Raw genomic sequence first — 24,203 nt, 5'->3', positions numbered from 1 at the left:
GAACCTCCGGGGTTCGAGGGGATCGAGTTCTCGAACAGTATGCCCACACGGACGCGGACCACACGCTTGGTGGCGGCCCGCGTCCGTTTCGTCGGATTCGCCCCTCAGGTACCGGATGGCGCCGTTCGGGTCAGGAACGGGCGGGGGCAGCCACTGCGTCGCCGGTGGCGTCGGTGGCGTCCCCGAGGGCCCGTGCCTTCCGCCGGATCGTCATCAGCGTCAGCAGTCCGATCGCGCTGGCGCCGATGAGGAAGTAGGCGGGCGCGAGTGAGTTGCCCGTGCGGTCGATCAGCCACGTGGCGATGTACGCGGCGGTGCCGCCGGCCAGGACCGTCGAGAGGTTGAAGCCGAGCGCCACGCCGGTCAGACGGACCTTCGTGTCGAACAAGGACGGGAACAGCGGTGCGGTGGCGACCTGGATCAGCGGGGTGCACAGCGCGAACACCGCGAAGGCGAGGGCCGCGACCGCGAGGCCGTGGCCGGTCATCAGGGCCATCGCGGGGTAGGCGAGAGTGGCCGCGGTCAGCAGGCCGGCGATGAGGACGGGTCGACTTCCGAAGCGGTCCACCAGGAGTCCCGCGATCGGCATACACGACGCGACGAACACGATGACGCCGGCGGCGGTCCAGGTGACCGCGGTCTGGCTGTAACCGCCCTCACGCACGAGATGGATGCCGATGTAGGTGAGCACCATGTACCCGGTGGCGTTCTGTGCGATGCCGAGACCGAGGACCTGCAGGACCTGGATCGGCTGGCTGCGCAACAGTTCTCGCAGCGGTGCCTTCGGGAGTTCGCGGCGCTCGGCGGTCTTGGTGAACTCCGGCGAGTCCTCGATGCGGGTTCGGAGCCACAGGCAGAGCAGCAGCAGCGGAAGTCCGGCGACGAACGGGACCCGCCAGCCCCAGCTGTCCATCTGTGCCTCGGAGGTCAGGGCGGACGTCGTCGCCACGACGATCGCGGCGAGCGCGAAGCCGCTGTTCGATCCCAGCGCGACGATCGATCCGCCCAGGCCACGGCGCTTCGGCCCGACGACCTCGTAGACGTAGGTGAGCGCACCACCGAGCTCGCCGCCGGCGGAGAAGCCCTGGAGCAGCCGGGCGATGACCAGCAGGATCGGCGCGAGGACCCCGACCGCGGCGTACGTCGGCAGCAGGGCCATCAGCGTGGTGCCCACACCCATCAGGATGACCGACACCAGCAGCGCGCGTTTGCGGCCGAAGCGGTCGCCGAGGCGGCCGAAGAAGATGCCGCCGATCGGCCGCATGAGGTACGCCGACGCGAACACCGCGAGGCTCGACAGCAGGGACGCGGTCGGGTCGTCGCTCGGGAAGAACAGCGGGCTGACCACCACCGCGAGGTATGCGTACACCGTCAGGTCGTAGTACTCGACCACCGTTCCGACGCCGGCGGCGATCACCGCACGCCTGCTCCGTTGATCCTGGGTTGCCATGGGGTCTCTTTCTGAGGGGAGGGCACTGGGAGCACTAATATGTACATATTTAGTGAGACGTGGGTTACTCTAGAACGCGACACGAGCAATCGGCAAGAGTTCCCAGAGGAAACACCATGCGTCCCACGCACTCTCCACATCCCGACCTCGCCGAGCAGTACCGGGCGGCGGGCCACTGGCGGGACAAGACCGTCGACCACTTCGTCGAGCGCGCGGCCGCGCTGTATCCGGACGTCGTCGCGATCATCGACGGTGACCGGCGACTGACGTTCGCCGACGTCGAGCGCGAGTCCCTGCGTCTCGCGGCCGCGCTGTACGACCGTGGCGTCCGACCGGGGGACGTGGTGTCCTTCCAGCTCCCGAACTCCGCCGACGCGGTCGTCGTATTCCATGCGATCCACCGGGTTCGCGGCGTCGCGAACCCGATCGTGCCGATCTATCGCGAGCGCGAGGTCGGTTTCATCCTGGGCCAGGCACGAACCAAGGCCGCCTTCGTTCCCGGAACGCACCGGAGCTTCGATCACGACGCCATGTATGCCTCTCTGCGGCAGCAACTTCCGGAACTCGAGCTGGTGGTGACGACCGGATGCGCGACCTCGGACGCCGGGGCTGTCGACCTCACGTCGCTGATTGACTCCGCGACGCCGGAGATGATCGAGACCGTGCGCGCGCTGCCCCGCGCCGATCCCGACGACGTCTGTCTGCTGCTGTACACGTCGGGAACGACCGCGGACCCGAAGGGGGCGTTGCACAGTCACAACACGCTGGTCTTCGAGAACAGCTCGATGATCGAGACGTTCGGGCTCAACGAGCGCGACGTCGTGTTCAACCCGTCACCGGTGACGCACGTGACCGGGGTGAACTGTGCCCTGACCCTGCCGTTCCTGCTCGGTGCGCCGGTGGTGCTGCAGGACGTGTGGGACCCCGAAGTCGCGTTGACCAGGGTGCTCGAGAACAACGCGAGCTTCATGATCTTCGCGACGCCGTTCCTGCGGGGCCTGCTCGAGGCCGCCACCGTGCGGGGCGTCCGGACCCCGTCGGTGCGGTACATCATCTGCGGGGGCGCCGACATCCCGGACTCGCTGGTGACCCGGGCGACCGAGGTGCTCGGCACCGTCACGCGGATGTACGGGGCCACGGAGGGACCCTCGGTGACGTCGGCGAACAGATCGGATGATCCGTACCTGCGGACCGGCACGGATGGACGCGTGCTGGCCCCGACCGAGGTCATCGTGTCCGACGGTGCCGGGGGCAGCGCTGCGACCGGCGTCGTCGGGGAGGTGTTCTGGCGCGGACCCGACACCTGCCTCGGATACCTCGACGCCTCGCTGAACGAGGAGGCCTTCACCGCCGACGGGTTCTTCCGCAGCGGGGATCTCGCCTACTTCGACGCCCAGGGCGGCATCCACATCGTCGGCCGGATCAAGGACATCATCAACCGGTCCGGCGAGAAGATCAGCACGCATGATGTCGAGAACGAACTGAGCGAACACCCCGCCGTCACCGAGATCGCGGTCGTCGCCGGGCCGGATCCCCGGACCGGAGAGCGTGGGTGCGCCTTCGTCGTCACCCGGGACGCCGTCGATCTCACGCTCGAGGAGGTACGGGAGTTCCTCTCCGCGAGAGGAATCGCGATGCAGAAGGTCCCGGAGAGCATCTTCGTCGTCGATTCCCTGCCGAAGACGGCGAGCGGGAAGATCCAGAAATTCGCCCTCCGCGACTGGACGCGCGACCGCACGATCACACCGCCACAGATGCAGGCCGTGACCATCTCCGCTGCACACGAGAGATGAGAAGCGCTGCGTCAGAGCAACTCCGAGTACGACCGCCAGACCGAGCAGGACAGGGACAACGAGAATGACGACCACGATGCCGGGCGCGATCACGCTCGACGACTACGAAACCCAGGCACGGGCCTGGCTCGACGCGGAACTCCCGGCGCGGGCTGCACAGGAGCACGAACCGAACTACGCCATCTTCCACAACCGGACCCACGACGAGGAACGCGCGCTGATCGACGCGGCCCGGGCCTGGCAGGCACGACGCGTGGACGCGGGCTTCGGCGCGATCACCTGGGGCCCGGACTGGGGCGGCCCGGGCCTGACAGCGGGTCATGAACGCGTCTATGTGAATCTCGAACGCGGGTACCAGACTCCCGAACGCCATGAGAATGTCTTGGTGACAGTGGAATTGGTCGCGCCAACCCTGCACGCGCTGGGCACCGAGGAGCAGCGGCAACGGTTCGTCCGCCCGTTCCTGCGCGCGGACGAGCTGTGCTGCCAGCTGTTCTCCGAACCCGGAGCGGGTTCGGACCTCGCCGGGTTGTCGACGAAAGCGGTGCGTACCGGGGACACCTGGCGGATCGACGGCCAGAAGGTGTGGAGCTCCGGCGCGCAATTCTCGGAGTGGGGTCTGCTCATCGCCCGGTCCGACCGGTCGGTGCCGAAACACAAGGGCATGACCGCATTCATGGTGCCGATGGACACGCCCGGCGTCGAGATCCGGCCGATCCGGCAGATGTCCGGCGGATCGACATTCAACGAGGTCTTCCTGTCCGATGTCGAGCTGCCGGATTCCCTGCGGGTCGGTGCCGAGGGCGACGGATGGAAGGTCGCGCTCACCACACTCGGTTTCGAACGGAACTCCAGCGCCGGAATCGTCAGTGCCGGTGGCAACAGCGTCGATCTCGCTCGTCTCGTCGACCGTCTCGGGCTGTCCGACGACCCGCTTGTCCGGCAGCGCCTCGGGGACGCCGCGATCTACGAACGGGCAGCGGCACTGATGGTGGCGCGCTACGCCGAACGTGAGCGCGCCGGTGCCGTCCCGGGAGTCGAGGGTTCCATCGGGAAACTCGTGTGGACGCAGAACCTGAAGCGCGTCGGCGACGCGGCAGCATCGTTTCTCGGCGACCGGATCATCGCCGACACCGGTGAACCCGACACCTTCGCATGGTCGGAGCATCTACTCGGCGCACCCGGCTACCGCATCGCGGGCGGCTCGGACGAGATCCAACGGAACATCATCGGCGAACGCGGCCTCGGACTGCCGCGCGAACCCCGCTAGGAGTACACATGCCCATCGAACTCACCGTGGAGCAGCGCGATCTACAGGCTGCCCTCACCGATGCGTGGTCGGATCACGCTCCCGCACAGGATCTCTGGTCGTCGATTCGGGAGCTCGGCCTGACCGAGATCCCGTTCCCCGAGGACCTGGGCGGGGCCGGATACGGGTTGAAGGACGCGTCGGTCGTGATGACCGCCCACGGTCGCCGTCTCGGTTCCTCGCCCTATCTCTCGTCGGTGATCATGGCCGGCCTCACCCTGCTCCACGCCGCCGACGACGAGGGCCGGCGAGCACACCTGCCGGCCATCGTGACCGGTGAGCGTCGTGCGGCGCTCGTCTGCGGTTCCGCGGTCGTGTCCTCGTCGATCGACGCCGAACTCTCCGAGCGGGGCACGCTCCTCCTGAACGGTCGTCAGGACGTCGTCCTCGACGCCGCGTCGGCCGACGTGCTGGTGGTCGTGGCGCACAGCGCATCGGGGGTGGAGCTGGGTGTCGTGGAGGGCGGCGCTGCCGGAGTCCGCCGCGATGTGCGCGAAAGCCTCGATCTCACACGGGAGTTCGCCTGCGTCGAGTTCGCGGGCGCGGAAGCGGCCCGGGTGTCGGGTCCGCAGCTCGCGAAACGCCTGGGCCGGGCGCGCTCGCTGATGATGATCGCGCTGGCCGCCGAGCAGGTGGGGATCGCCCGCCAGTGCCTCGAGATGACGGTCGACTACGCGAAGACGCGGCAACAGTTCGGCCGGACCATCGGGTCGTTCCAGGCGCTCAAGCATCGCCTCGTCGACATGTTGGTGGCCACCGAGTTGGCCGAGGCGGCGGTGCTCGACGTCGCGGACGCCGACCGTTTCGACGATGCCGATCTGGCCGAGCGGGCCGCGTCGGCGCGGGTGCTCGCCGGGCGCGCCGCGATGTTCGCCGCCGAGGAGGCCATCCAGATCCACGGCGGCATCGGGTTCACGTGGGAGCACCCGCTGCATCATCACTTCCGGCGGGCCAAGACCGATCAACTGCTGTTCCAGGACCACGCCGTGCACGTCGACACCGTCGCGCACGCGATGATCGAACGGGCCCGGGCGGCGTCGGTGTGATGCGCCGCGGCGTCGGCCCGGAGCGGCGCAATCATCGGGATCGTCTTCGCTGACCTGCGGAAGCCGCGGCGGCGAGCCGCGAAATCCGTCTGCCACGAGCGGGTCTCCGTATCGACACGAGGACGATGTCGAATGACCGGAGTAGTCGCCACACGTGGAGGAGATCTGATGAACGCCATCGAGAACGCGGTCGATGCCCTGCGCGCCGGCCGGCCGGTCCTGGTGACGGATGCGGCGGACCGGGAGAACGAGGGTGACGTCATCCTGGCCGCCGACCGCGTCACCACCGAGTGGACCGCATGGACGGTGCGCAACACCTCCGGGCTGTTGTGCGCGCCGATGACGTCGGAGCGAGCGGACATGCTCGAACTGCCGCCGATGGTGACGAACAACGAAGACCCGAAGACCACTGCCTACGCGGTGAGCGTCGATGCGGCGCAGGGTGTCTCGACGGGGATCTCGGCGGCCGACCGCGCGCGGACCCTGCGGACGCTGGCCGCCGCGTCGACCGGGCCGCGCGATCTCACCCGCCCCGGACACATCCTGCCCCTGCGGGCCCGCCCCGGGGGCGTGCTCGAACGTCCCGGGCACACCGAGGCAGCGGTCGATCTGTGTGCGCTCGCCGACATCGCACCCGTCGGGGTCATCGCCGAACTCGTGGCCGACGACGGTTCGATGATGCGATATCCGCAAGTGGCGGATATGGGTTCGCGGATGGGACTGCCGGTGCTGACCATCGAGGAACTCACCAATTACCGACGCGTGCATGATGCGCGACGCTGGACAACGGCGCCGCGAGTCCGTCGCGGCGCGGAGACAGTCCTACCGACTCCGACCGGGGACTTCCGCGCGATCGGCTACCTCGACACCGAGACCGGTGCCGAACACATCGCCCTCGTGAGCGATGGCATCAGCGGAACGGGTCCGGCCGACGACCCCGTCCTGGTCCGGGTTCACTCGGAATGCCTGACCGGGGAGTCGTTCGCGTCGCAGCGCTGCGAATGCGGGCCCCAGCTCGACGCGGCGCTCGAGCGGGTCAGCCGCGACGGGGGCGTGGTGGTGTACCTGCGCGGCCATGAGGGCCGGGGCATCGGTCTCCTGAAGAAACTGGCGGCATACCGGCTGCAGGATCAGGGATTCGACACCGTCGAGGCGAACATCGAGCTCGACGAGCCGGTGGACGCACGCGAGTACGGCGCCGCGGCAGCCATTCTCACCGACCTCGGCGTGACGCGTGCCCGTCTGATGACGAACAACCCCGACAAGGTCCGCGGACTGACCTCCGCCGGGGTCGAGGTCACCGCCCGGGTGCCGCTGGTCGTCGGCGTGATGCCGGCGAACGTCCGCTACCTGGACGCCAAACGGCACCGGTTGGGACATCTCATGGGGAGTGTGTCCTAGCGACTCGGGAACGCGTCGACCACGATCGTGCGAGCGGGTGGTCCACGCGCCGCCGCCGACGCCGGGCGTTGGATAGAGTACGGCGAGTGCGCCGGCTCGGTGCTGCGCGTCGTGTGGAGAGGTGTGCGCCATGAGGTTGGTTCGTTCGTGCCCGCTGAACTCCGGTCCCGCGCGGGGGACCGGCAACGAGAGCGCGTCGCTCTGAGATGACGCTACGTGTTGCGCTCGCAGACGACGATGTGCTGCTGAGGGAGGGTGTGGCGAGTCTGCTGACGACCGCGGGGATGGAGGTCGTCGGGCAGGCCGGCGACGCCGAGGAACTCCTGGCGGTCGTCACCGATCACCGGCCCGACCTCGCGGTGGTCGACATCCGGATGCCGCCCGGGCACACCGCCGAGGGGCTCGACGCCGCGCTGCGGATACGTCGCGAGTATCCCGAGATCGGCATCCTGTTGCTGTCCGCGCATGTCGACGTCGAGCACGCCCTGGAACTCCTGGAGGGCGGCAAGGGAATCGGCTACCTGTTGAAGAGCCGGGTCACCGATGTTAACGATTTCGTCGACACCGTGCAGCGGATCGCCAACGGGGCGTCGGTAATGGATCCGGCACTGGTCCACGAGCTCGTCGCGGCGCGGCGCAGAGACGACCCGCTCGAGGCGCTGAGCGCGCGCGAGCGCGAGGTGCTGACGCTGATGGCCGAGGGGTTGTCGAACGCGGGGATCGGGCGCCGGCTGTGGATCACCGAGGGCACCGTCGAGAAGCACGTCCGCAGCATCCTGACCAAGCTGGACCTGTCGGAGACGCCGGACGATCACCGCCGGGTGCGTGCCGTCATCGTGTTCCTCGACGCCACCACCTGACGAAGCGGCTCCGCCGCGATCAGCTCGTCTCGGCGAGCGCGGCCCGGACGCGATCCGCGGAGAGCGCGAACTTCGGCACGAAGCCGACAGCCGAACTGGCGTCGATCATGTCGGCGAACTCGTCTTCGTCATGGGTGGAGACGAGCACCACCGCGGGCGGTGACCCGCCGGTCGAGGCGTGCAGTGCCTCGGCCACGTCGAAGCCGCTCTCGCCGCCGAGATCGATGTCGACGAGTGCGACGTCGGGATGGGTCGATGCGGTCTCGTGCAGCGCCTCGGCGAGGGTCGAAGCGGTTCCGACCACCGTGATCCCGCCGGCTTCGAGCATCCCGCGGGCTGAGGTGCGGAAGGCGGCGCTGTCATCGACGATGAGGCAGCGCAAGCGTGGGGGTTCCATACTGTCGAGCGTGTCAGAAATCGATGGGCGGGTCATTCCCGCTAGCCGGAACATCGAGCGCGCCCCATTGTGGGAGCGCATCGCCGCGGTCGTACTCCGTCCCACGTCGCCGCCGTTGAAATGGGGTGTGATCACGGCCGCGGTGTTGATCGCGGGCGAGGCGCTGGTGGTGCACTGGCTGAAGCAGTTCTCGCCGGAGAACGCGTTCGGCGCAGTCTTCCTGTTCGGCGTCCTGGTCGTCTCGGCCAGTTGGGGCTTCTGGCTGGCGCTCGCGACGTCGGTGGCCAGTGCTGCTGCCTACGTGTGGTTCCACGCGCTCGAGGGCAGCGGCAGCGTCGCTCCCGCGGTGGTGGTGTTCTCCATCCTCGCGCTGCTCACCAATCTGCTGGTGGGCCAGTCGCGGCTCCGGGCGCTGGAGTCCGACCAGCGCCGCCGGGAAGCCGACCTCTCGGCCTCGCTGGCCCGTACGGTGCTGCGTGCGGCGGACCCATCGGAGGCGCTGGCCGCGGCGAGCGCGCGCCTGTCCGAGGTGCTCGAGTTGCCGCCGCCGGGAGCGATACTCGGCGACGCCGACGTCGACTGCGGCGTCCATCAGGAGTGCATCCTCTTGCGCGATGATGACCGCGTCATCGGCTCACTGATGGTGCCCACAGGCATCACCGATGCCGATCGACGCCGCATCCGTCGGATGGTGCCCAACCTCGAGGCACTGCTCGCCGCTGCCCGTGACCGCGAAGTCCTGTACGACCAGATCATCTCGATGGCCCGCAGGCAGGCGGCGCTGCGCCGCGTGGCCACCTTGGTGGCCAGCCGTGCCGATCTGAGCGAGGTGTTCCACGCCGTCACCGACGAGCTGGCCGACGAACTCGGCGTCGAACACGTCACCCTGGTGCACTTCACCGGCGAGGACGAGTGCGAGGTTCTCTCCGCACGCGATGACGAGGCAGCCGCAGGACTCGACGGACTCGTTGTGGGCGAGCGCATCCCGCTCGGTGGCAGCAACATCTCCACCATGGTCTTCGAGACCGGTGAGGTGGCGACGCTGGACTACTCGAGGGCGACCGGGCCCATCGGGGACCGGCTCAAACGTCGGGGTATCAGCTCGGGGATCGGGGTGCCGATCACCGTCGACGACAGCCCCTGGGGCGCGGTCATCGTCGGTGTGACCCATCGGTCGGCTCCACCGGACCTGCGGCTGCGGTTGTCCGACTTCGCCGATCTGGTGGCCAGAGCGGTCTACAACAGCGAATCGCGTGCCGCGCTGAACCGTTCGCGCGCACGTGTCATCGCCGCGGCCGACCAGGCGCGCCGCGCCATCGAGCGAGACCTGCACGACGGCGCCCAGCAGCGCATCGTGTCCCTGGGTATGGATCTGCGTGCGGCGCAGGCCACCATCCCGATCGAGCAGACGGATCTCCGGGACAAGCTCGACACGGCGGTGGACTCGCTGTCGCAGATCCACACCGATCTGCAGGAACTGTCCCGCGGTATCCACCCGGCGATCCTGTCTCGCGGCGGTCTGGCGCCCGCCCTGAAGACACTGGCCCGCCGGTCGCCGGTACCGGTGTCGCTACAGATCTCGGTGAGCGGGCGATTGTCGGAACCGGTCGAGGTCACGGCCTACTACGTGGTGGCCGAATCGTTGACGAACACCGCGAAGTACGCCCAGGCGTCCGGGGTGGACATCGCCGCACACGTCGAGGACGGCGTGCTGGTTCTGTCGGTCGCCGACGATGGGGTCGGAGGAGCGTTGCCGGACAGGGGTTCTGGACTCATCGGACTTCGTGACCGGGTCGAGGCGGTCGAGGGCACCTTCGGCGTCGACAGCCCGGCCGGCGTCGGCACCACCGTGCGCGCCGAGATACCGCTGACCGGAGCGGCGGCCGCGTCCACTACCAGCTAGCCGGTAGTGAGCCCACCGGTCAGCGTCCAGGCGAAATGGTGGTCAGCATCGACGACATCGTCGCCGGCACAGACGAGTCTTGTGGTCAGACAACAGTCACCGACCAGGAGGACACACCATGCCGTACATCACCACCACCGATGGCACCGAGATCTACTACACCGAGCAGGGCACCGGACGGCCCGTGCTGCTGAGCCACGGCTGGCCGCTGTCGTCGGATGCCTGGCAGGTCGAGCTGAAGCTGCTCGCCGATGCCGGCTACCGGGCGATCGCGCACGACCGCCGGGGGCACGGCCGTTCGTCGAAGACCGGCTCCGGCAACGACATGGACACCTACGCCAAGGACCTCGCCGAGCTCGTCGACGCCCTCGACCTGCACGATCTGGTCCTGATCGGCCACTCGACCGGCGGCGGGGAGGTCGTCCGGTACGCGGCGAAGTACGGCAAGGGCCGCGTTGCGAAGATCATCACCGCCGGAGCGGTTCCGCCGCTGATGGTGCAGACCCCCGACAACCCGGAGGGCACCCCGATCGAGGTCTTCGACGGCATCCGCAAGGGTGTGCTCACCGACCGGTCGCAGTTCTACCAGGATCTCGCCGAGACCTTCTACGGGGCGAACCGTGACGGCGCGCAGGTGTCTCAGGGTGCGAAAGACGACTTCTGGCGCCAGGGCATGCTCGTCAACCTCTCCGCGGCCTATGACTGCGTCAAGGCATTCTCGGAAACGGATCAGACCGAGGACCTCAAGGCCCTCGACGTCCCGATCCTGATCGCTCAGGGTGACGACGATCAGATCGTGCCGATCGTGGCTGCTGCGGACAAGGCGATCAAGCTGGTGAGCAACGGCACGCTCAAGGTGTACCCCGGTGCCCCGCACGGCATCTACGGCGACTACCAGCAGGCTCTCGACGCCGACATTCTCGCGTTCATCGCTGAGTGACCCACGCTCCGGACCGGCGGGGTCCCCCTCGCCCCGCCGGTCCGGTTTCCCGCGAAACCCGGCCGACCGGGGTGCCTACGAACGGACTCTCCCGATGACGATCGACAAATCCATCAACACGTCCATCCCGCCGAGCGGCCCCGGATGCGCTGACTGCGAAGCCTCGGGATCGTGGTGGTTTCACCTACGACGCTGCGCCGAGTGCGGTCACGTCGGCTGCTGCGATGAGTCGCTGAACCGCCACGCCAGCGGTCACGCCGCACACACCGGGCACGCGATCATCCAGAGCTACGAACCCGGCGAGGACTGGTTCTACGACTTCGCCACCGAGGAGATGTTCACCGGACCGGCACTGACCGAGCCGACCGCACACCCTCGCGACCAAACCGTGCCCGGCCCACGCGAACGGGTTCCCGGCGACTGGATCGCTCAGCTCAACCAGGCCAACTCCGGCTGAGTCGGCCGACCGCAGCGCTTCGAACAGCCCATGTCGTTTTCTCGCAGACGACTCCACCGAACCAACGCCTCGCATGTGAGTGCCCGCGGGTGACCTCACCTGCCGCACGTCGGCCCAGACCAACCGGAGCACACCAATGAATACTTCAGAGACCGCCATCGGCCACGAGACCCCCACCGTGGGCAACCCCGATCTGCCGCCGGAAGGCAGGATCAACACGGTCGAACATCCGCGTAGCGTGGAGATGCGTGGGCCGCGCAACCCGGCCATCGACAGTCAGTTCCCCAACCAGATCGACCCGCCCGCAACCGATGTCAGCACGCAACCGTTCTTCTGGTCGTCGTTCAACATCTCCTCGCGCCGCATCCAGGCCGGCGGTTGGGCGCGCGAGCTGACCAAGCAGGACTTCGCGATCTCCGACGAGATCGCCGGGGTCAACATGTACCTCGAGCCCGGCGGCATCCGTGAGCTGCACTGGCATCAGACCGCGGAGTGGGCGGTGATGACGCGTGGCAGGTGCCGGGTGACCACCATCAGCCGATCCGGCCGGCCCAGCGTTGAAGACGTCGAAGAAGGCGATCTCTGGTTCTTCCCGGCCGGCACCCCGCACTCCCTGCAGGGGCTGGGTCCCGACGGCGCCGAGTTCGTGCTGGCGTTCGACGACGGCGACCAGTCCGAGAGCAACACGCTGCTGCTGACCGAGTGGTTCGCCCACACCCCGCCGGAGGTTCTGGCCAAGAACTTCGGTGTGGCACAGGAGGTCTTCGCCGACATCCCGCTGCACAACCTGTGGATCTTCCCGGGTGAGGAACCCGGTGAGCTGGCCGCCGACCAAGACGCGGCCGGCGTCGAGTGGGGTGCCGACGAGCCGGTGATCTTCCGGTTGTCGCGTTCCACGCCGCTGATCGAGAACAGCGGCGGCAGCATCCAGATCGCCGACAGCACCAACTTCCCGCTGTCGAGTACCGTCGCGGCCGCACTGGTCACCATCGAACCGGGTTCGATGCGGGAGCTGCATTGGCATCCCAACGCCGACGAATGGCAGTACTACCTTCGCGGCTCGGCACGAATGACGGTGTTCAACAACGGCCCCCACGCCAACACCACGGATTTCCGGCCCGGCGACGTCGGCGTCGTCCGCCGCAACTACGGCCACTATGTCGAGAACACCGGCGACGACGTGCTGCAGTTCCTCGAGGTGTTCCGGGCCGACAAGTACGAGGAAGTCTCTCTCGCCCAGTGGCTCAGCCATGTCCCGCCCAAGCTGCTCTCCCAGCACCTCAACATCGGCGAAGCCACCCTGGCCACCTTCCCACAAGGCACACAGGGCATCACGCCGCTGCAGTAGCGCTTTCGCCCCGCCCGCGCCTCACGCACTCAACCGCGCGAACGCGGACCGGTGGAACACGATCGGTTGCTTCGAGTGATCGTTGGCCAGGCCGGTGACGCGCAGGACGACGATGTCGTGGTCACCCGCGACGTGTGAGCCCTCGACCGCGCACTCGAAGTGAACCGGCGCGTCGTCGAGAAGCAGTGCACCGCTGGGCAACACGGTGGTGGCGACGCCGGCGAAGCGCTGTGCCCTGTCCTTGGCGGACAGTTGCCGGATCACGTCGGTGTGGGTCTCGCCCAGCACGGAGACGCCCAGAGCGGGCAGGTCGCGAAGGATGGGCCAGGTGGTGGAGGTCTGCTGGACGGCGAACATGACCAGTGGTGGGTCCTGGGACACACCCACCGCGAACGACGACGCGACGAGGACCGTCGGCGTCGAGTCGGCGACGGCGGCGAGTGCGACGACTCCAGTGGGGAACGCACCGAACGCCGTTCGCAGATCGGCGGGCTGTAGTTCGCCGGCGGGGGTGACGGTGGTGCTCATCGGTCGCCCGCCGCGACCGGGGTGTTGTTCGCCGACGACAGCACGACCGAACCCCATCGATCGATCCAGGGCGTGAAGGCATCGGCGTCGTCGTGCAGCTTGTCCACGACGTAGAGCCCCGCTGCCGGCACGATCGCACCCAACTCGACGAGGACCGGCTTGAGCAGGAGTTCCGGAGCCAGGTAATGGGCGGGTCCCGCGCCCAGCATCAACGGGATCGCCGTGACGTCCTGGAGCCCGTCACCGGTGGAGAACTGGTCGAGGAACAGCTTGAGCAACCCGGTGTAGGTCGCCTTGAAAGTCGGGGAGGCGAACACCACCAGGTCACTCCCGGCGACCGTCTCGACGGCCTGCGACACCGATGCATCGCCCCAACTCAGCAGTCCGGCACCCAGGTTCACCACGTCGATCACATGATCGGGGGCCTTCCCGGTCAGTGTCGACGCCAGCAGTTCGGCGGCGGCCAAGGTCCTGGATGCAGGTTTCGGATTACCTGCCACCACGGAAACGATCACGATGCTCCCCTTCGAATGTCGCGTGAATTGCGTTCGAGTGCAGCGTGCTCGGGGGAGATTGCCGGACCGTCAACCGATCATTTCACCCAGATTGCGCGATCGGACCGGGTGGCGAGCCCGCCGGATGCTGCGCGATCGAGGTGCCGGTGGACGATTCCTGTGCCGGCGGAGTCGAATCCGGGGCGGGACACCAGGTCACATCGGTGGTGTGGATGTACGACTCGAACCGGATCCGGTCGGCACGGAAACGATCGAACACGATCTCCAGCGGCGCGCCGTCGGCCGTGGAGTAGAGGATCTCCCGCGACAGCAGGGTCTCTCCCGGCCGGACATCGAGGAGTCGGGCCGTGCGCTCGTCGGCGTTCTCGGCCCCGATCGACACCGTCGCACCTCCGGGCGCGACACCGAAGAACTCGGCGAGGGTGCGAGCCATCGAGATCGGTTTACCGCCAAGCAGGTTGGGATCGGCGCTGAACCGTGGGGAGAAGTACGCACTGCGCATCCCGATGATCTCGCCGCGGGCGATGAAGGAGTTCTCGACGAGGCGGACGACGTCGTCGTCGATCCCGAGCCGCGACCTGATGAGCGGGAACGTGGGCACGATGCACTGGTCGGTCACCTGGATCTCGACCTGCTCGCCGCCGGTGTCGGAGATGTCGGCCAGGGCCACCCCGAGGTCACGCCTGCTCACCCGCGTGCCGACGCGTGGTCGCCTGATCACGACGCCGGCCTCGCTGAGGTCGTTCAGTGCGGCGCGGACCGATCCCCGGCTCGAGTTGAACATGACCATCAGGTCTTCCTCGACGAGCTGCGCATCGATGTCGATCGTCCCGTTCCGGATGGAGGCCAGCACGAGGTCGCGCACGCGTCGCGACGAGACCTGTCGTCCACGAGCGGACCCGCCGCGCGAGCGCGGATGGTGGGATGGCGGTGAGGTCATGACGGGTCACCTTCGATCTGTGTCAGCGGGTAAGCGAAGCCGATGACCAGTGAGTCTAGGAGGTTTCTCGACACTCGCATCTGTAAGTAGCGGGCGTCACAATCGGCGCGAAATCGACGAGCGTCCCGCCGCCTGACCGTGTGACCTGCGACGACGCTCGTGGTCCGGCGAATGTGAACCCGCGCAATTGATCAGTCACGCCGCGACGCGGGTTTGGAAACAAACCACCCACAAGATCTGGAACCAACAGATCGAGCTCCAGTGGGAGGGATCGGGTGACCATCCAAACAAGCAGGGTCGACACACGACTCGCATTGACAACAACCGTCGACGGCAGCTCCGGGACCACCGGACCACCGGCGTCGCGGGGCCATGCCGTCACGGCCAGACTCGCCGAGTTCGCCTGGATCGGCCGCGCCGCCTCCCGGGCGATCGTCAACTTCCTCATCTTCGTGGTGGCGGCGTTCTTCCTCGTGCAGCTGATCCCCGGCGACCCATTGGTCTCGGCGTCCGGCGGGCGACTCACCGGAGCCGCCCTCGAGTCGGCACGAGAGGAGTACGGGCTCAACGGTTCTCTCGTCTCCCAGTTCGGGTCGTATCTGTCGTCGTTTTTCAGTCTGGACCTCGGCAGTTCGATCGCGACCGGGCGGCCGGTTGCCGAGGACATGGCCACCCGGGTACCCGCAACGCTCGAGCTGATCGGCACGGGTCTGTTCTTCGCCTGCCTGATCAGCCTGCCGATGTCGTATGTGATCGTGACGAATCCGACCCACCGGTTCGCCAGAGTGCTCCGCTCCTATGCGAGTTCGGCCGGCGCGATTCCCGAGTATGTGGTCGGCATCCTCTTCCTGTTCGTGTTCTTCGCGACCCTGGCCTGGGTCCCGGCTCCGTCCGGGCGACTCGACCCGATCCTCATGCCCCCGGCGGAGGTGACCGGCTTCCCGGTCCTCGACGCACTGATCGCCGGTGACACCGCGGCCGCCAACTCGTATGCCTCCCATCTCATCCTCCCGGTGGCCGTCATGGTGGTCTCGCACTCGGCCATCCTGCTCAAGTCCCTCGTTCTGGGTCTGGACACCGAGATCGACGACGCCGCAACCCGTTTCCGGATCGCATCGGGTGCACCTCGGCGTGTGGTGATCCTCAGCATCTATCGGCGCGCCCTTCCGTCCGCGGTTGCGATGCTCGGCATGATCTTCGGCCTGTTGCTCGGCGGCGCGGTGGTCCTCGAATCCCTCTTCGGACTCGGTGGACTCGGGCAGTACGCCGTCGACGCGGTGCGTGCGTCCGACGTCTACGCCCTCAGGTCCTTCCTGGTGGTCATCGCGGCCCTGTGCCTGATCGTCTACTTCCTCACCGAGGTGGCCACCGGCCTCCTCGACTCCCGCCGCCGGGACTCTCGAGATCAGGAGATCTGACATGGTCATGGCACCCCTCGCCGACACCGCGACCGAACCCGCCACGGGTGGCGTGGTGACCCCACCGACCAGCCGGACGGCCGGGCGCGGGGTCACCCGACTCCGCGAGTACGCACCGCTCATCCCGTTCGCAATCGTGTTGCTGCTGGCCCTCTTCGGTCCGATGCTCGCGCCGCAGTCGGCGACGATGGTCGTCGGCACGCCCTCGACGGCGCCGTCGGCGGAACACTGGTTCGGTACGGATTCCAACGGTTTCGACGTTCTGTCGCGAACCCTGACCGCGTTCCGACTGGACGTGCTGATCGCGGTCGGCGTCACCGCACTCGCGACCGGGGTCGGGATCGCGATCGGGACCCTCGCCGGGATGTACGGCTCGCGCGGGGGAGTACTCGGAGTTCTCGCCGCGACGCTCGGCCGCACCATCGACCTGGTGCAGGCGATGCCGGTGATGATCGGCGGCCTGGTGATCGTGTCCTTCTTCGGGCGCAACTCGGTCGTGATCGCGTTGGCACTCGCGTTGGTGATGATGCCGTTCCAGGGCCGGTTGATGCGATCCGAGGTGTTGCGCACTCGCTCAGATGGATTCGTCACCGCCGCGCGGATGAGCGGTGAGTCCGAGTCGCGCATCCTCGTGCGGCACGTCATCCCCAACGCCTGCGCGCCCGTGCTCGAGAACGCCTCGGCGATCTTCGGGATGGCGATCATCTTCTGCGCCGGCCTCGGCTTCCTCGGCGTCGGAATCCCGGTCCCCGCCGCCGAGTGGGGAAACATGCTCGCCGACGGTGCCGCCGACGCCGCCGTCGGCCGATGGTGGCCTGCGCTGTTCCCCGTTCTCGCACTGGCGTTCTCGGTGTGGGCGGCAGCGAAGGTGACCAGTTTCGTGTCGCGACGCCGGCGTACGTGACCGACATCCCGGATCAGATCAGAAACCTCTCTACCCCAGTCAGAAATGGAGTACCCGATTCCCATGAGACGTCTATCCACCCTGGTGAGCGGTACCGCGCTCGCCGTCGCCACGGCGTTGACGATCAGCGCGTGCGGTGGCGGCTCGTCGTCGGACTCCGCGGAGGGCGGCGTGGTCATCGTGACCGCCGCGCAACCGCCGAGCTTCAGCTACGAGACGAGCGCGACGGGATACGAGTCCGCGGAGTTCTTCCTCAACACCGGCGCCACGCTCATCCGTAACCCCTACGTGTCCGGGTCCGACGGTCTCGCCGCGCATCAGGAGCTGTTCGAGTTCGAGCCGGTTCTCGCGCGCAGCTACGACGTCAGCCCCGACGGCCGGGTCTACACATTCCACCTGAACACCGACGCACAGAGCGCCGCGGGCAACACCCTCGACGCCGACGACGTGATCTTCTCGATGAAGCGCAAGTTCGAGGTGGAGACCAGCATCGTCGGGTTCGTCAGCGCGCCGGTCATCACCTCGCCGGATCAGGTGCGGAAGGTCGACGAGGCCACGGTGACGATCTCCATCGACGACCCGTCGTACGGCTTCACGTTGTTGTCGCTGCTGTCCAATGCGCCGTACAGCATCTACGACTCCGACGTCCTCGAGGCAAACGCCACGCCCGAGGACCCGTATGGCGTCGAGTACTCGAAGACCAACGCCGACTTCGGCTTCGGCGCGTACAAGCTGGTCAGTTACACACCGGGCCAGCAGATGGTCTACGAGGCCAACCCGGGATACGCTCTCGGCGAGCCCGGCGTCAAACGAGTCGTCCAGCGCGTCGTCGCCGATGCCGGCCAGCGATCCAACCTCGTCCGCAGTGGGGATGCGTCGATCGCGACGCAACTGCGGCCGGCAGACCAGGTCGCGCTCCGTGACGCGAACGCGGCACAGATCTTCACGGTCCCGAGCAATGCCTACGTCTACGTTCCGCTGACCACCTCCATGGCTCCGTTCGACAACGTCGACGTCCGCCGTGCGTTCTCGTATGCGGTTCCCTACGACGCGATCATGAAAGACGTGTACAAGGGCCGGCTGGGGCCGATCTCGTCGATCCTGAACGACACCCTGCCGGACTACAACGATTCCGGGTTGCGGAGCAACACCACCGATCCGCAACGGGCACAGCAGATTCTGCGTGACGCCGGGATCACGACCCCGGTGGCCTTCGAGCTCACTGTCAACAACGCGGTGCCGGATCTGAAGGAAGCCGCCGTCCAGATCCAGACGGCAGCCCGCGCCGCCGGCTTCGACATCACGATCAACGAGGTCAATTCGGCGGTGTTCCAGGAAGGTCTCGCCAACAAGTCCTTCCAGGCGTCGATGGGCCGCGACTACGCTGTCGTCCAGTCGCCGCCGTACGTCTTGTCCCTGTTCTACACTCCGGGGTCGCCGATCAACTGGCCGGACTTCGACTACGCACCGATGAACACCGCAGTGGCCGAGGGCAACGCGGCCGGCGATCCGCTCGGTGCGCCTGCATGGGCCAAATGGAATGAGGCCGAACGCGTCCTACAGGATCAGATGCCCACCGTCTACATCGGATACGTGCAACCGCTGAACGCATTCGCCAACGGCGTCGAAGGTTACGCGTTCCGCACCGACAGCGTGATCGACTACTCGGAGTTGCAGCCATGACCGCGCCGGTGCTGGACGTCGTCGACCTGACCATTCGGTACGGCGGGGTGGAGAGAGTTCATCCCGCGTCGTTCACCGTCGGCACGGCCGAGCGCGTGGCCATCGTCGGCGAATCGGGCTCGGGCAAGTCGAGCATTGCCAACGCCCTCGGCGGGTTCATCCCGCCGGGTGTGGGCGAGGTGTCGGCGACAACGCTCTCGTTGTCGGGGCGCGCACTGCTCGACGAGACGCCGCGACGCATTCCTCGTCGTAGACAGGGCATCTCGATGATCTTCCAGGACGCGATGAGTTCGCTCGACCCGATCTGGTCGGTCGGTAGTCAGCTGACGGCGATTCTGCCGAGGTCGCAGTACAAGTCGCGCTCGGCTCGCGCCGCGGTCGCGGCGGAACGGCTGGCGCAGGTCGGGATCGTCGACCCGCGACGCGTGCTGTCGGCGTTGCCGGGGCAGCTGTCCGGTGGCATGCGGCAGCGCGTGATGATGGCGATCGCCCTCGCGTCCGAACCCGAGCTGCTCATCGCCGACGAGCCGACGAGTGCGCTCGACGCCTCGCTCGCGGTCTCGGTGATGGAACTGATGACCGGGCTGACCCTCGACAGCGGTGCCTCGCTGGTGTTCATCACGCACGACATCGCGTTGGCGCGCCGCTTCGCCGACAAGGTGTTGGTGATGCGCGGTGGCGACATCGTCGAGGCGATCGCGGCGCGCGACCTCGACCATGCGACCCATCCGTACACCCGAGGCCTGCTGGAATGCATGCCGACCCTGAGTTCTGCTCAGCTCGAATCGCTTCCGACGTTGGAGACGGTGATGGTCGAGGAGGACGCGGCATGAGCACCATCATCGAGGTGTGCGATGTGCACAAGCGGTACGGCCGCGGGGTGACGGCGTTGGGCGGCGTGACCACCACGCTCGAGGCCGGCAGGGCGACCGGGATCGTCGGCGAGAGTGGCTCCGGGAAGTCGACTCTCGGCACCCTGATCGTCGGACTGGCGCAGCCGACGTCGGGTCAGGTGCTCGTCGACGGCCGCGACCTGTCGCGGCTTCTCGAGCGGCGTCCCGGCCGGTTGGAGTACCGGCGCAAAGTGCAACTCGTGGCCCAGGACACCACCACGACGTTCGATCCGCGCAGGCGGGTTCGTGAGGCCATCCGACGCCCGGCCCAGATCCTCGGCGGGCTCGACTCGACGGCGGCCGACGCCGCGGTCGAGGCGATCGTCGGCGAACTCGGGATAGACCCCGATCTCGTCGACAGGTATCCCCACCAGCTGTCGGGAGGTCAGCGGCAGCGGTTGTCGATAGCCCGGGCGCTCGTCGTGCAACCCGACATCCTGGTGTGCGACGAGGCGGTCAGTGCACTCGACGTGTCGGCACAGGCCGTGGTGCTCAATCTGCTGAAGCGCTACGTCCAGACGCACTCACTCGGTTTGGTGTTCATCTCGCACGGGCTGCCCGCCACCGCCTTCATCACCGACGACCTGCTGGTCATGAACAGCGGCAAGGTCGTCGAATCAGGAGAGACCTCGGCGATCCTGAACCGGCCGTCGAACGGTTACACCAAATCCCTGGTCGGGGCCTACCGGGCGATGGAAGCCGTCGCCTGACCCGACCGGTCTCGGATCATCGGCACGCAGACCCTACACGGTTGTGCCGCAACGAATTCAGCACCACCTCACAACAAGGAGTTTGATCATGTTCCATATGGGTTGGTTCCTCGGCGACGGTTTCGGCATCCATCCGTGGAGTCCGACGAACGGTGACGGTCCGTGGACCGGCACCAACGCCACCGACTGGATGAAGCCGGGGATCTACGTCGACATGGCCACAAGCCTCGAGCGCGCCGGATTCGACTACATCCTCATCGAGGACACCTCGATGGTCGAGGACTCCTACAACCAGTCCGCCGAGACGTCGTTGCGTCGCGGGTTCATGGCACCGAAGAACGATCCGCTGCCACTCGTTCCGCTGATGACCCAGGCGACCAAGCACATCGGCATCGTGCCCACGGTGTCGACGATCCAGTACCCGCCGTTCCTCGCGGCCCGCGCCTTCACCACCCTCGACCATCTCACCGAGGGTCGCGTGGGGATGAACGTGGTCACCAGCGTCACCGACCGGGTGGCGCAGAACTTCGGCTACGAGCGGCACCTCGAGCACGACGAACGCTACGACATGGCGATGGAGTGGATCGACGTCGTCAAGGCGCTACAGAATTCATGGGAGGACGGCGCGGTCATCGCCGATCCGGTCGCGGGTGTCTATGCCGACCACACCAAGGTGAACCCGATCGAGTTCGTGGGCAAGTACTTCAAGTGCCGCGGACCGCTCAACACGATTCCGGGGCCGCAACGCACCGTCCCGATATGCTCCGCGGGCAGTTCGGAGATGGGCCGGGTCCTCGCCGCCCGATACGACGACACCCAGATCGCCATCGTCAAGGACGGCGCGGCGGCGAAGACCTATCGCGCGGACATGCGCGCGCGGATCGCCGCCGAGGGACGCAATCCCGACGACGTGAAGTTCCTGTTCATCGCCACGCCGACCATCGCCGCCACGGATGCCGAGGCCCAGGCGAACTACGAGGCGGCACAGGCGTTCCGCTCCTCGGACAAGGCAATCGAGTACAACCTGTGGAACATGTCGTACACCTCGGGTGGGCGTATCGACTTCGGCGCGATCCATCCGGACACCCTCGTCGGCGACATCGACCTGTCGCGGCAGAACGGCGAATTCACCTCCATCGCCGGTCTCTTCGACGGCCACGAGGACAAGACCCTGCGTGAGGTGGTGTCGAAGAGCTTCCAGGTCAAGGACATGGGCCTCATCGGATCGCCGGCGACGGTCGCGGCGAAGATGGGGGAGATCATGGAGGAGGCGGGCGGTGACGGATTCCTGTTCTACCTGCCGACGACCCGCATGAACCTGGCACTGGTCTCCGACGGTCTCGCACCCGAACTCCGCCGGCGCGGCCTCATCCGGGAGGAGTACACCGGTTCGACCCTGAAGGAGAACCTCACCGCCTTCTGAGTCGACCGATCCGAGGACGCAGCACGTCGGGCCGCTCCGCGGGCGGCCCGACGTGCCCCGCGCCCCTCTGCCGGTTGAGCAGGTCCCCTCCCGCTGATCGAGGCGCCACCCCCTACTGCTGGTTGAGCCGCCCCCTCCCGCTGATCGAGGCGCCACCCCTACTGGTGGTTGAGCCGCTCCCTCCCGCTGATCGAGGCGCTACCCCTACTGCTGGTTGAGCCGGCACCGAGCGAAGCGAGGAGCCGAGTCGAAGCCACCTGTCGACCACACCCCCTCCCTCTGCTTGAACCGCCCCCTCCCGCCGATCGAGCCGCCGCCCGCCCTCCGCTGGTTGAGCCGGCAACGAGCCGCTAGGCGAGTCGCCGTGTCGAAACCACCTGGCGACCAGAGGGACTCAGTCACCGCCAACCCGGACGGCACCATACCGCTACGCCCAGAAACTGTTTCGTCTACGACGACATCGCCCGCTGTGGTGACTCATCCGGACTTGTCGGTGGTCGGGTCTACATTGGTTGGTGACAGATCACCCAGCTCGCAGAGGGTGACAGAAGAGGCGTCGGGGGGCGTGGTGAAGGCGTGGACCGATCTACCAGGCGAGTACATCGCCGGAGTCGATCCTGCCCAAGCCGCCGAGACCGACATGGTCATGTTGATGGCCGGCCTCGACGCCACCCGACGCGGCGAGTCCTACCTCGCCTGGCACCGCTATCAGACGATCGCGGCGATGACCGACCGCCTGATCACCACCAGCGCGCAGGGGTTCGTGATGGACGGCCATGCCGACTGCGCCGCCCGCATCGCCCGCCAAGCCGGGGTGTCGCGACGCCACGCCGAAACCCTCATCGACGAGGCCATCGCGCTACGCGACCGGCTCCCCGAGGTTGCTGACACCCTGCGTGACGGGATCCTGTCGCAGTGGCAGATCCGGTTGGTCATCTCCCGCACCGAGCTGATCCCCGCCGATGATCCCATCACCCCCGCGTTGGATGCCGAGATCGCCGATACTGTGCGCCGCCGCCAAGGTGTGTGGGACCGGGCGCGACTACGAGACATGGTCGACCGCCTCGTCTTCCGCCACGACCCCGACGCGGTACGCCAACGACGCAAAGACGCCATGGATCAGCGTGGGGTGTGGACCCACGAACTGCCCGACGGCACCGCCGAACTCACCGCGGTGATGTCGGCGGAGAATGTCCGGATCTCGGCCAAAGCCGTCGCCGTCCTCGCTGATGCCGTCTGTAAGCGGGATGGCCGCACCCAGGGGATACGGCGATCTGATGCGATGTTCGCTCTGTTGACCCGCACGGCATTCGAGTGCCAGTGCGACGATGAACAGCCGTGCACCGCCGACATTCCGGACCCGCAGAGTGTCCTCGACGCGATCCGCGCCGAGGTCGTGATTCATGTGGTCACCGATGCTGCGACCCTGGCCGGGGCGCCCGGGGTGGGGTTTCTCGACGAGCACGGCATCATCAGCGATGAGCATGTCCGTGACCTCGCTGCCCGCCCCGACGCCACCCTCACCCCGGTCACCCCCGCCCGCACCCAACCCACCTACGTGGCCCCCAGCATCAATGACGATGACCAGCGGCGGACCGCCCAGCGCCCGGCACCAGCCGAGGACACCCGTGCCGACGACGCCACGACCGGTGTACACGGCGAAAACGGAACGGACGCAGCCGAACCCGATCGGCCCGTCGAGACCACCGCGAGTGTCTCGGTGGTCTATCCGGCAACGCACCCCGGCAACGGATACCGGCCGACCACGTCGTGCGCCGACTTCGTGCGAGTGCGGGACGGCTACTGCACCGAACCCGGCTGCACCCGTTCAGCGTTCGCCTGCGATCTCGACCACGTCACCGAATACGACCACACCGACCCCGCCCGCGGTGGGGCGACGTCGAGTGAGAACCTCAACACCAAATGCCGCCCCAGTCACCTCTTGAAGACCCACGGGGACTGGGTCGACGTTCAGTACCGCGACGACGACGGACGCCTGGTCACCGAATACGAGACCCCCGAAGGGGTCACCCTGCCCGGGGACGCCGAAACGCTCGAAGACACCTTCCCCAACCTACGGCGTATCCGATTCGAACAAGCCGTCCAAGCCCCACCCACCCCACGCGTCATCGCCTCCGACAACCCGGAGCGCACGAACAGCCGACTGGACGCCAAACTGGCCCGTCGGCGACAAGAACGCGCCCGCAACAAGCGAGCCCGCGAAGAACTCGACCGCCTCGACCCACCGCCCTACTGACCCGAGAGGGAGTGAGGGCTTCGACACG

21 protein-coding genes are annotated in these 24,203 nt (G+C 67.3%); 16 read left to right on the top strand and 5 right to left on the bottom strand.

Going from position 1 to position 24,203, the window contains the following annotated elements; genetic code table 11:
- Positions 1 to 130: 130 nt before the first annotated feature.
- A complete protein-coding gene (locus MHN80_RS14645) occupies positions 131 to 1,450 on the bottom strand; it encodes an MFS transporter (protein ID WP_239402438.1) in 1,320 nt (439 codons plus the stop codon).
- 116 nt (positions 1,451 to 1,566) lie between these two features.
- Between MHN80_RS14645 and MHN80_RS14640 the strand changes: the two genes are divergently transcribed.
- The 5 genes from MHN80_RS14640 to MHN80_RS14620 all read left to right on the top strand — a co-directional run bounded on the left by MHN80_RS14640 (position 1,567) and on the right by MHN80_RS14620 (position 7,859).
- Positions 1,567 to 3,243 (top strand): AMP-binding protein, encoded by a 1,677-nt coding sequence (locus tag MHN80_RS14640; RefSeq protein ID WP_239402437.1) that lies wholly within the window; start codon positions 1,567 to 1,569, stop codon positions 3,241 to 3,243.
- A 64-nt stretch (positions 3,244 to 3,307) separates the two neighbouring features.
- On the top strand, positions 3,308 to 4,513 hold the full coding sequence (locus MHN80_RS14635; RefSeq protein ID WP_239402436.1) for an acyl-CoA dehydrogenase family protein: 1,206 nt from the start codon (positions 3,308 to 3,310) through the stop codon (positions 4,511 to 4,513).
- 8 nt (positions 4,514 to 4,521) lie between these two features.
- Positions 4,522 to 5,598, top strand: a complete 1,077-nt coding sequence (locus tag MHN80_RS14630; RefSeq protein WP_239402435.1) for an acyl-CoA dehydrogenase family protein — start codon at positions 4,522 to 4,524, stop codon at positions 5,596 to 5,598.
- Positions 5,599 to 5,766: 168 nt separating this feature from the next.
- On the top strand, positions 5,767 to 6,999 hold the full coding sequence (gene ribB, locus MHN80_RS14625; protein ID WP_239402434.1) for a 3,4-dihydroxy-2-butanone-4-phosphate synthase: 1,233 nt from the start codon (positions 5,767 to 5,769) through the stop codon (positions 6,997 to 6,999).
- Positions 7,000 to 7,205: 206 nt separating this feature from the next.
- A complete protein-coding gene (locus MHN80_RS14620) occupies positions 7,206 to 7,859 on the top strand; it encodes a response regulator transcription factor (protein ID WP_239402433.1) in 654 nt (217 codons plus the stop codon).
- Between the two features lie 19 nt (positions 7,860 to 7,878).
- Here the strand turns inward: MHN80_RS14620 and MHN80_RS14615 are convergent, their stop codons facing one another.
- Positions 7,879 to 8,256, bottom strand: coding sequence for a response regulator transcription factor (locus MHN80_RS14615; protein WP_239402432.1), 378 nt, complete (start codon positions 8,254 to 8,256; stop codon positions 7,879 to 7,881).
- Positions 8,257 to 8,266: 10 nt separating this feature from the next.
- Between MHN80_RS14615 and MHN80_RS14610 the strand changes: the two genes are divergently transcribed.
- The 4 genes from MHN80_RS14610 to MHN80_RS14595 all read left to right on the top strand — a co-directional run bounded on the left by MHN80_RS14610 (position 8,267) and on the right by MHN80_RS14595 (position 12,904).
- Positions 8,267 to 10,159 carry a GAF domain-containing protein gene (locus MHN80_RS14610; RefSeq protein ID WP_239402431.1) on the top strand — a complete coding sequence of 631 codons (1,893 nt, stop codon included), beginning with the start codon at positions 8,267 to 8,269 and terminating at the stop codon, positions 10,157 to 10,159.
- 118 nt (positions 10,160 to 10,277) lie between these two features.
- Positions 10,278 to 11,099 carry an alpha/beta fold hydrolase gene (locus tag MHN80_RS14605; protein WP_239402430.1) on the top strand — a complete coding sequence of 274 codons (822 nt, stop codon included), beginning with the start codon at positions 10,278 to 10,280 and terminating at the stop codon, positions 11,097 to 11,099.
- A gap of 94 nt (positions 11,100 to 11,193) precedes the next feature.
- Positions 11,194 to 11,556, top strand: a complete 363-nt coding sequence (locus MHN80_RS14600; protein ID WP_239402429.1) for a UBP-type zinc finger domain-containing protein — start codon at positions 11,194 to 11,196, stop codon at positions 11,554 to 11,556.
- A gap of 136 nt (positions 11,557 to 11,692) precedes the next feature.
- Positions 11,693 to 12,904, top strand: a complete 1,212-nt coding sequence (locus MHN80_RS14595) for a cupin domain-containing protein (RefSeq protein ID WP_239402428.1) — start codon at positions 11,693 to 11,695, stop codon at positions 12,902 to 12,904.
- 21 nt (positions 12,905 to 12,925) lie between these two features.
- On the opposite strand, the gene MHN80_RS14590 is transcribed toward MHN80_RS14595, so the two are convergent.
- From MHN80_RS14590 to MHN80_RS14580, 3 genes are all read right to left on the bottom strand, one after another.
- Complete coding sequence (locus tag MHN80_RS14590) at positions 12,926 to 13,432, bottom strand: flavin reductase family protein (protein ID WP_239402427.1); 507 nt, start codon at positions 13,430 to 13,432, stop codon at positions 12,926 to 12,928.
- Positions 13,429 to 13,947: an NADPH-dependent FMN reductase gene (locus MHN80_RS14585; RefSeq protein WP_239402426.1), complete on the bottom strand. Its 519-nt coding sequence runs from the start codon at positions 13,945 to 13,947 to the stop codon at positions 13,429 to 13,431. The genes MHN80_RS14590 and MHN80_RS14585 overlap by 4 nt, the downstream gene beginning before the upstream one ends.
- Positions 13,948 to 14,029: 82 nt before the next feature.
- A complete protein-coding gene (locus MHN80_RS14580; RefSeq protein WP_239402425.1) occupies positions 14,030 to 14,887 on the bottom strand; it encodes a GntR family transcriptional regulator in 858 nt (285 codons plus the stop codon).
- Between the two features lie 275 nt (positions 14,888 to 15,162).
- On the opposite strand from MHN80_RS14580, the gene MHN80_RS14575 reads away from it, so the two are divergent.
- The 7 genes from MHN80_RS14575 (at position 15,163) to MHN80_RS14545 (ending at position 24,175) form a co-directional block, all read left to right on the top strand.
- Positions 15,163 to 16,305 (top strand): ABC transporter permease, encoded by a 1,143-nt coding sequence (locus MHN80_RS14575; protein ID WP_239402424.1) that lies wholly within the window; start codon positions 15,163 to 15,165, stop codon positions 16,303 to 16,305.
- 1 nt (position 16,306) lies between these two features.
- Positions 16,307 to 17,209 (top strand): ABC transporter permease, encoded by a 903-nt coding sequence (locus MHN80_RS14570; RefSeq protein ID WP_239402423.1) that lies wholly within the window; start codon positions 16,307 to 16,309, stop codon positions 17,207 to 17,209.
- Between the two features lie 63 nt (positions 17,210 to 17,272).
- Positions 17,273 to 18,892 carry an ABC transporter substrate-binding protein gene (locus tag MHN80_RS14565; protein ID WP_239402422.1) on the top strand — a complete coding sequence of 540 codons (1,620 nt, stop codon included), beginning with the start codon at positions 17,273 to 17,275 and terminating at the stop codon, positions 18,890 to 18,892.
- Positions 18,889 to 19,725: an ABC transporter ATP-binding protein gene (locus tag MHN80_RS14560; RefSeq protein ID WP_239402421.1), complete on the top strand. Its 837-nt coding sequence runs from the start codon at positions 18,889 to 18,891 to the stop codon at positions 19,723 to 19,725. The genes MHN80_RS14565 and MHN80_RS14560 overlap by 4 nt, the downstream gene beginning before the upstream one ends.
- Positions 19,722 to 20,495: an ABC transporter ATP-binding protein gene (locus MHN80_RS14555; RefSeq protein WP_239402420.1), complete on the top strand. Its 774-nt coding sequence runs from the start codon at positions 19,722 to 19,724 to the stop codon at positions 20,493 to 20,495. Before MHN80_RS14560 ends, MHN80_RS14555 begins: the two co-directional genes overlap by 4 nt.
- Before the next feature lie 88 nt (positions 20,496 to 20,583).
- Positions 20,584 to 21,918: an NtaA/DmoA family FMN-dependent monooxygenase gene (locus MHN80_RS14550; RefSeq protein ID WP_239402419.1), complete on the top strand. Its 1,335-nt coding sequence runs from the start codon at positions 20,584 to 20,586 to the stop codon at positions 21,916 to 21,918.
- A gap of 565 nt (positions 21,919 to 22,483) precedes the next feature.
- Positions 22,484 to 24,175: an HNH endonuclease signature motif containing protein gene (locus tag MHN80_RS14545; RefSeq protein WP_239402418.1), complete on the top strand. Its 1,692-nt coding sequence runs from the start codon at positions 22,484 to 22,486 to the stop codon at positions 24,173 to 24,175.
- Positions 24,176 to 24,203: the final 28 nt, after the last annotated feature.

This window comes from Gordonia sp. McavH-238-E (assembly GCF_022348225.1).
Taxonomy (GTDB): Bacteria; Actinomycetota; Actinomycetes; order Mycobacteriales; family Mycobacteriaceae; genus Gordonia; species Gordonia terrae.
Note: the sequence above shows the minus strand (reverse complement) of the source record. Positions and strands in the feature narration are given on the sequence as shown.

Bases quoted from the DNA above. Each gene is read 5' to 3' on its own strand.
- MHN80_RS14645 (WP_239402438.1), bottom strand. From the start codon at position 1,450: ATGGCAACCCAGGATCAACGGAGCAGGCGTGCGGTGATCGCCGCCGGC.
- MHN80_RS14640 (WP_239402437.1), top strand. From the start codon at position 1,567: ATGCGTCCCACGCACTCTCCACATCCCGACCTCGCCGAGCAGTACCGG.
- MHN80_RS14635 (WP_239402436.1), top strand. From the start codon at position 3,308: ATGACGACCACGATGCCGGGCGCGATCACGCTCGACGACTACGAAACC.
- MHN80_RS14630 (WP_239402435.1), top strand. From the start codon at position 4,522: ATGCCCATCGAACTCACCGTGGAGCAGCGCGATCTACAGGCTGCCCTC.
- ribB (WP_239402434.1), top strand. From the start codon at position 5,767: ATGAACGCCATCGAGAACGCGGTCGATGCCCTGCGCGCCGGCCGGCCG.
- MHN80_RS14620 (WP_239402433.1), top strand. From the start codon at position 7,206: ATGACGCTACGTGTTGCGCTCGCAGACGACGATGTGCTGCTGAGGGAG.
- MHN80_RS14615 (WP_239402432.1), bottom strand. From the start codon at position 8,256: ATGGAACCCCCACGCTTGCGCTGCCTCATCGTCGATGACAGCGCCGCC.
- MHN80_RS14605 (WP_239402430.1), top strand. From the start codon at position 10,278: ATGCCGTACATCACCACCACCGATGGCACCGAGATCTACTACACCGAG.
- MHN80_RS14600 (WP_239402429.1), top strand. From the start codon at position 11,194: ATGACGATCGACAAATCCATCAACACGTCCATCCCGCCGAGCGGCCCC.
- MHN80_RS14595 (WP_239402428.1), top strand. From the start codon at position 11,693: ATGAATACTTCAGAGACCGCCATCGGCCACGAGACCCCCACCGTGGGC.
- MHN80_RS14590 (WP_239402427.1), bottom strand. From the start codon at position 13,432: ATGAGCACCACCGTCACCCCCGCCGGCGAACTACAGCCCGCCGATCTG.
- MHN80_RS14580 (WP_239402425.1), bottom strand. From the start codon at position 14,887: ATGACCTCACCGCCATCCCACCATCCGCGCTCGCGCGGCGGGTCCGCT.
- MHN80_RS14570 (WP_239402423.1), top strand. From the start codon at position 16,307: ATGGTCATGGCACCCCTCGCCGACACCGCGACCGAACCCGCCACGGGT.
- MHN80_RS14565 (WP_239402422.1), top strand. From the start codon at position 17,273: ATGAGACGTCTATCCACCCTGGTGAGCGGTACCGCGCTCGCCGTCGCC.
- MHN80_RS14560 (WP_239402421.1), top strand. From the start codon at position 18,889: ATGACCGCGCCGGTGCTGGACGTCGTCGACCTGACCATTCGGTACGGC.
- MHN80_RS14555 (WP_239402420.1), top strand. From the start codon at position 19,722: ATGAGCACCATCATCGAGGTGTGCGATGTGCACAAGCGGTACGGCCGC.
- MHN80_RS14550 (WP_239402419.1), top strand. From the start codon at position 20,584: ATGTTCCATATGGGTTGGTTCCTCGGCGACGGTTTCGGCATCCATCCG.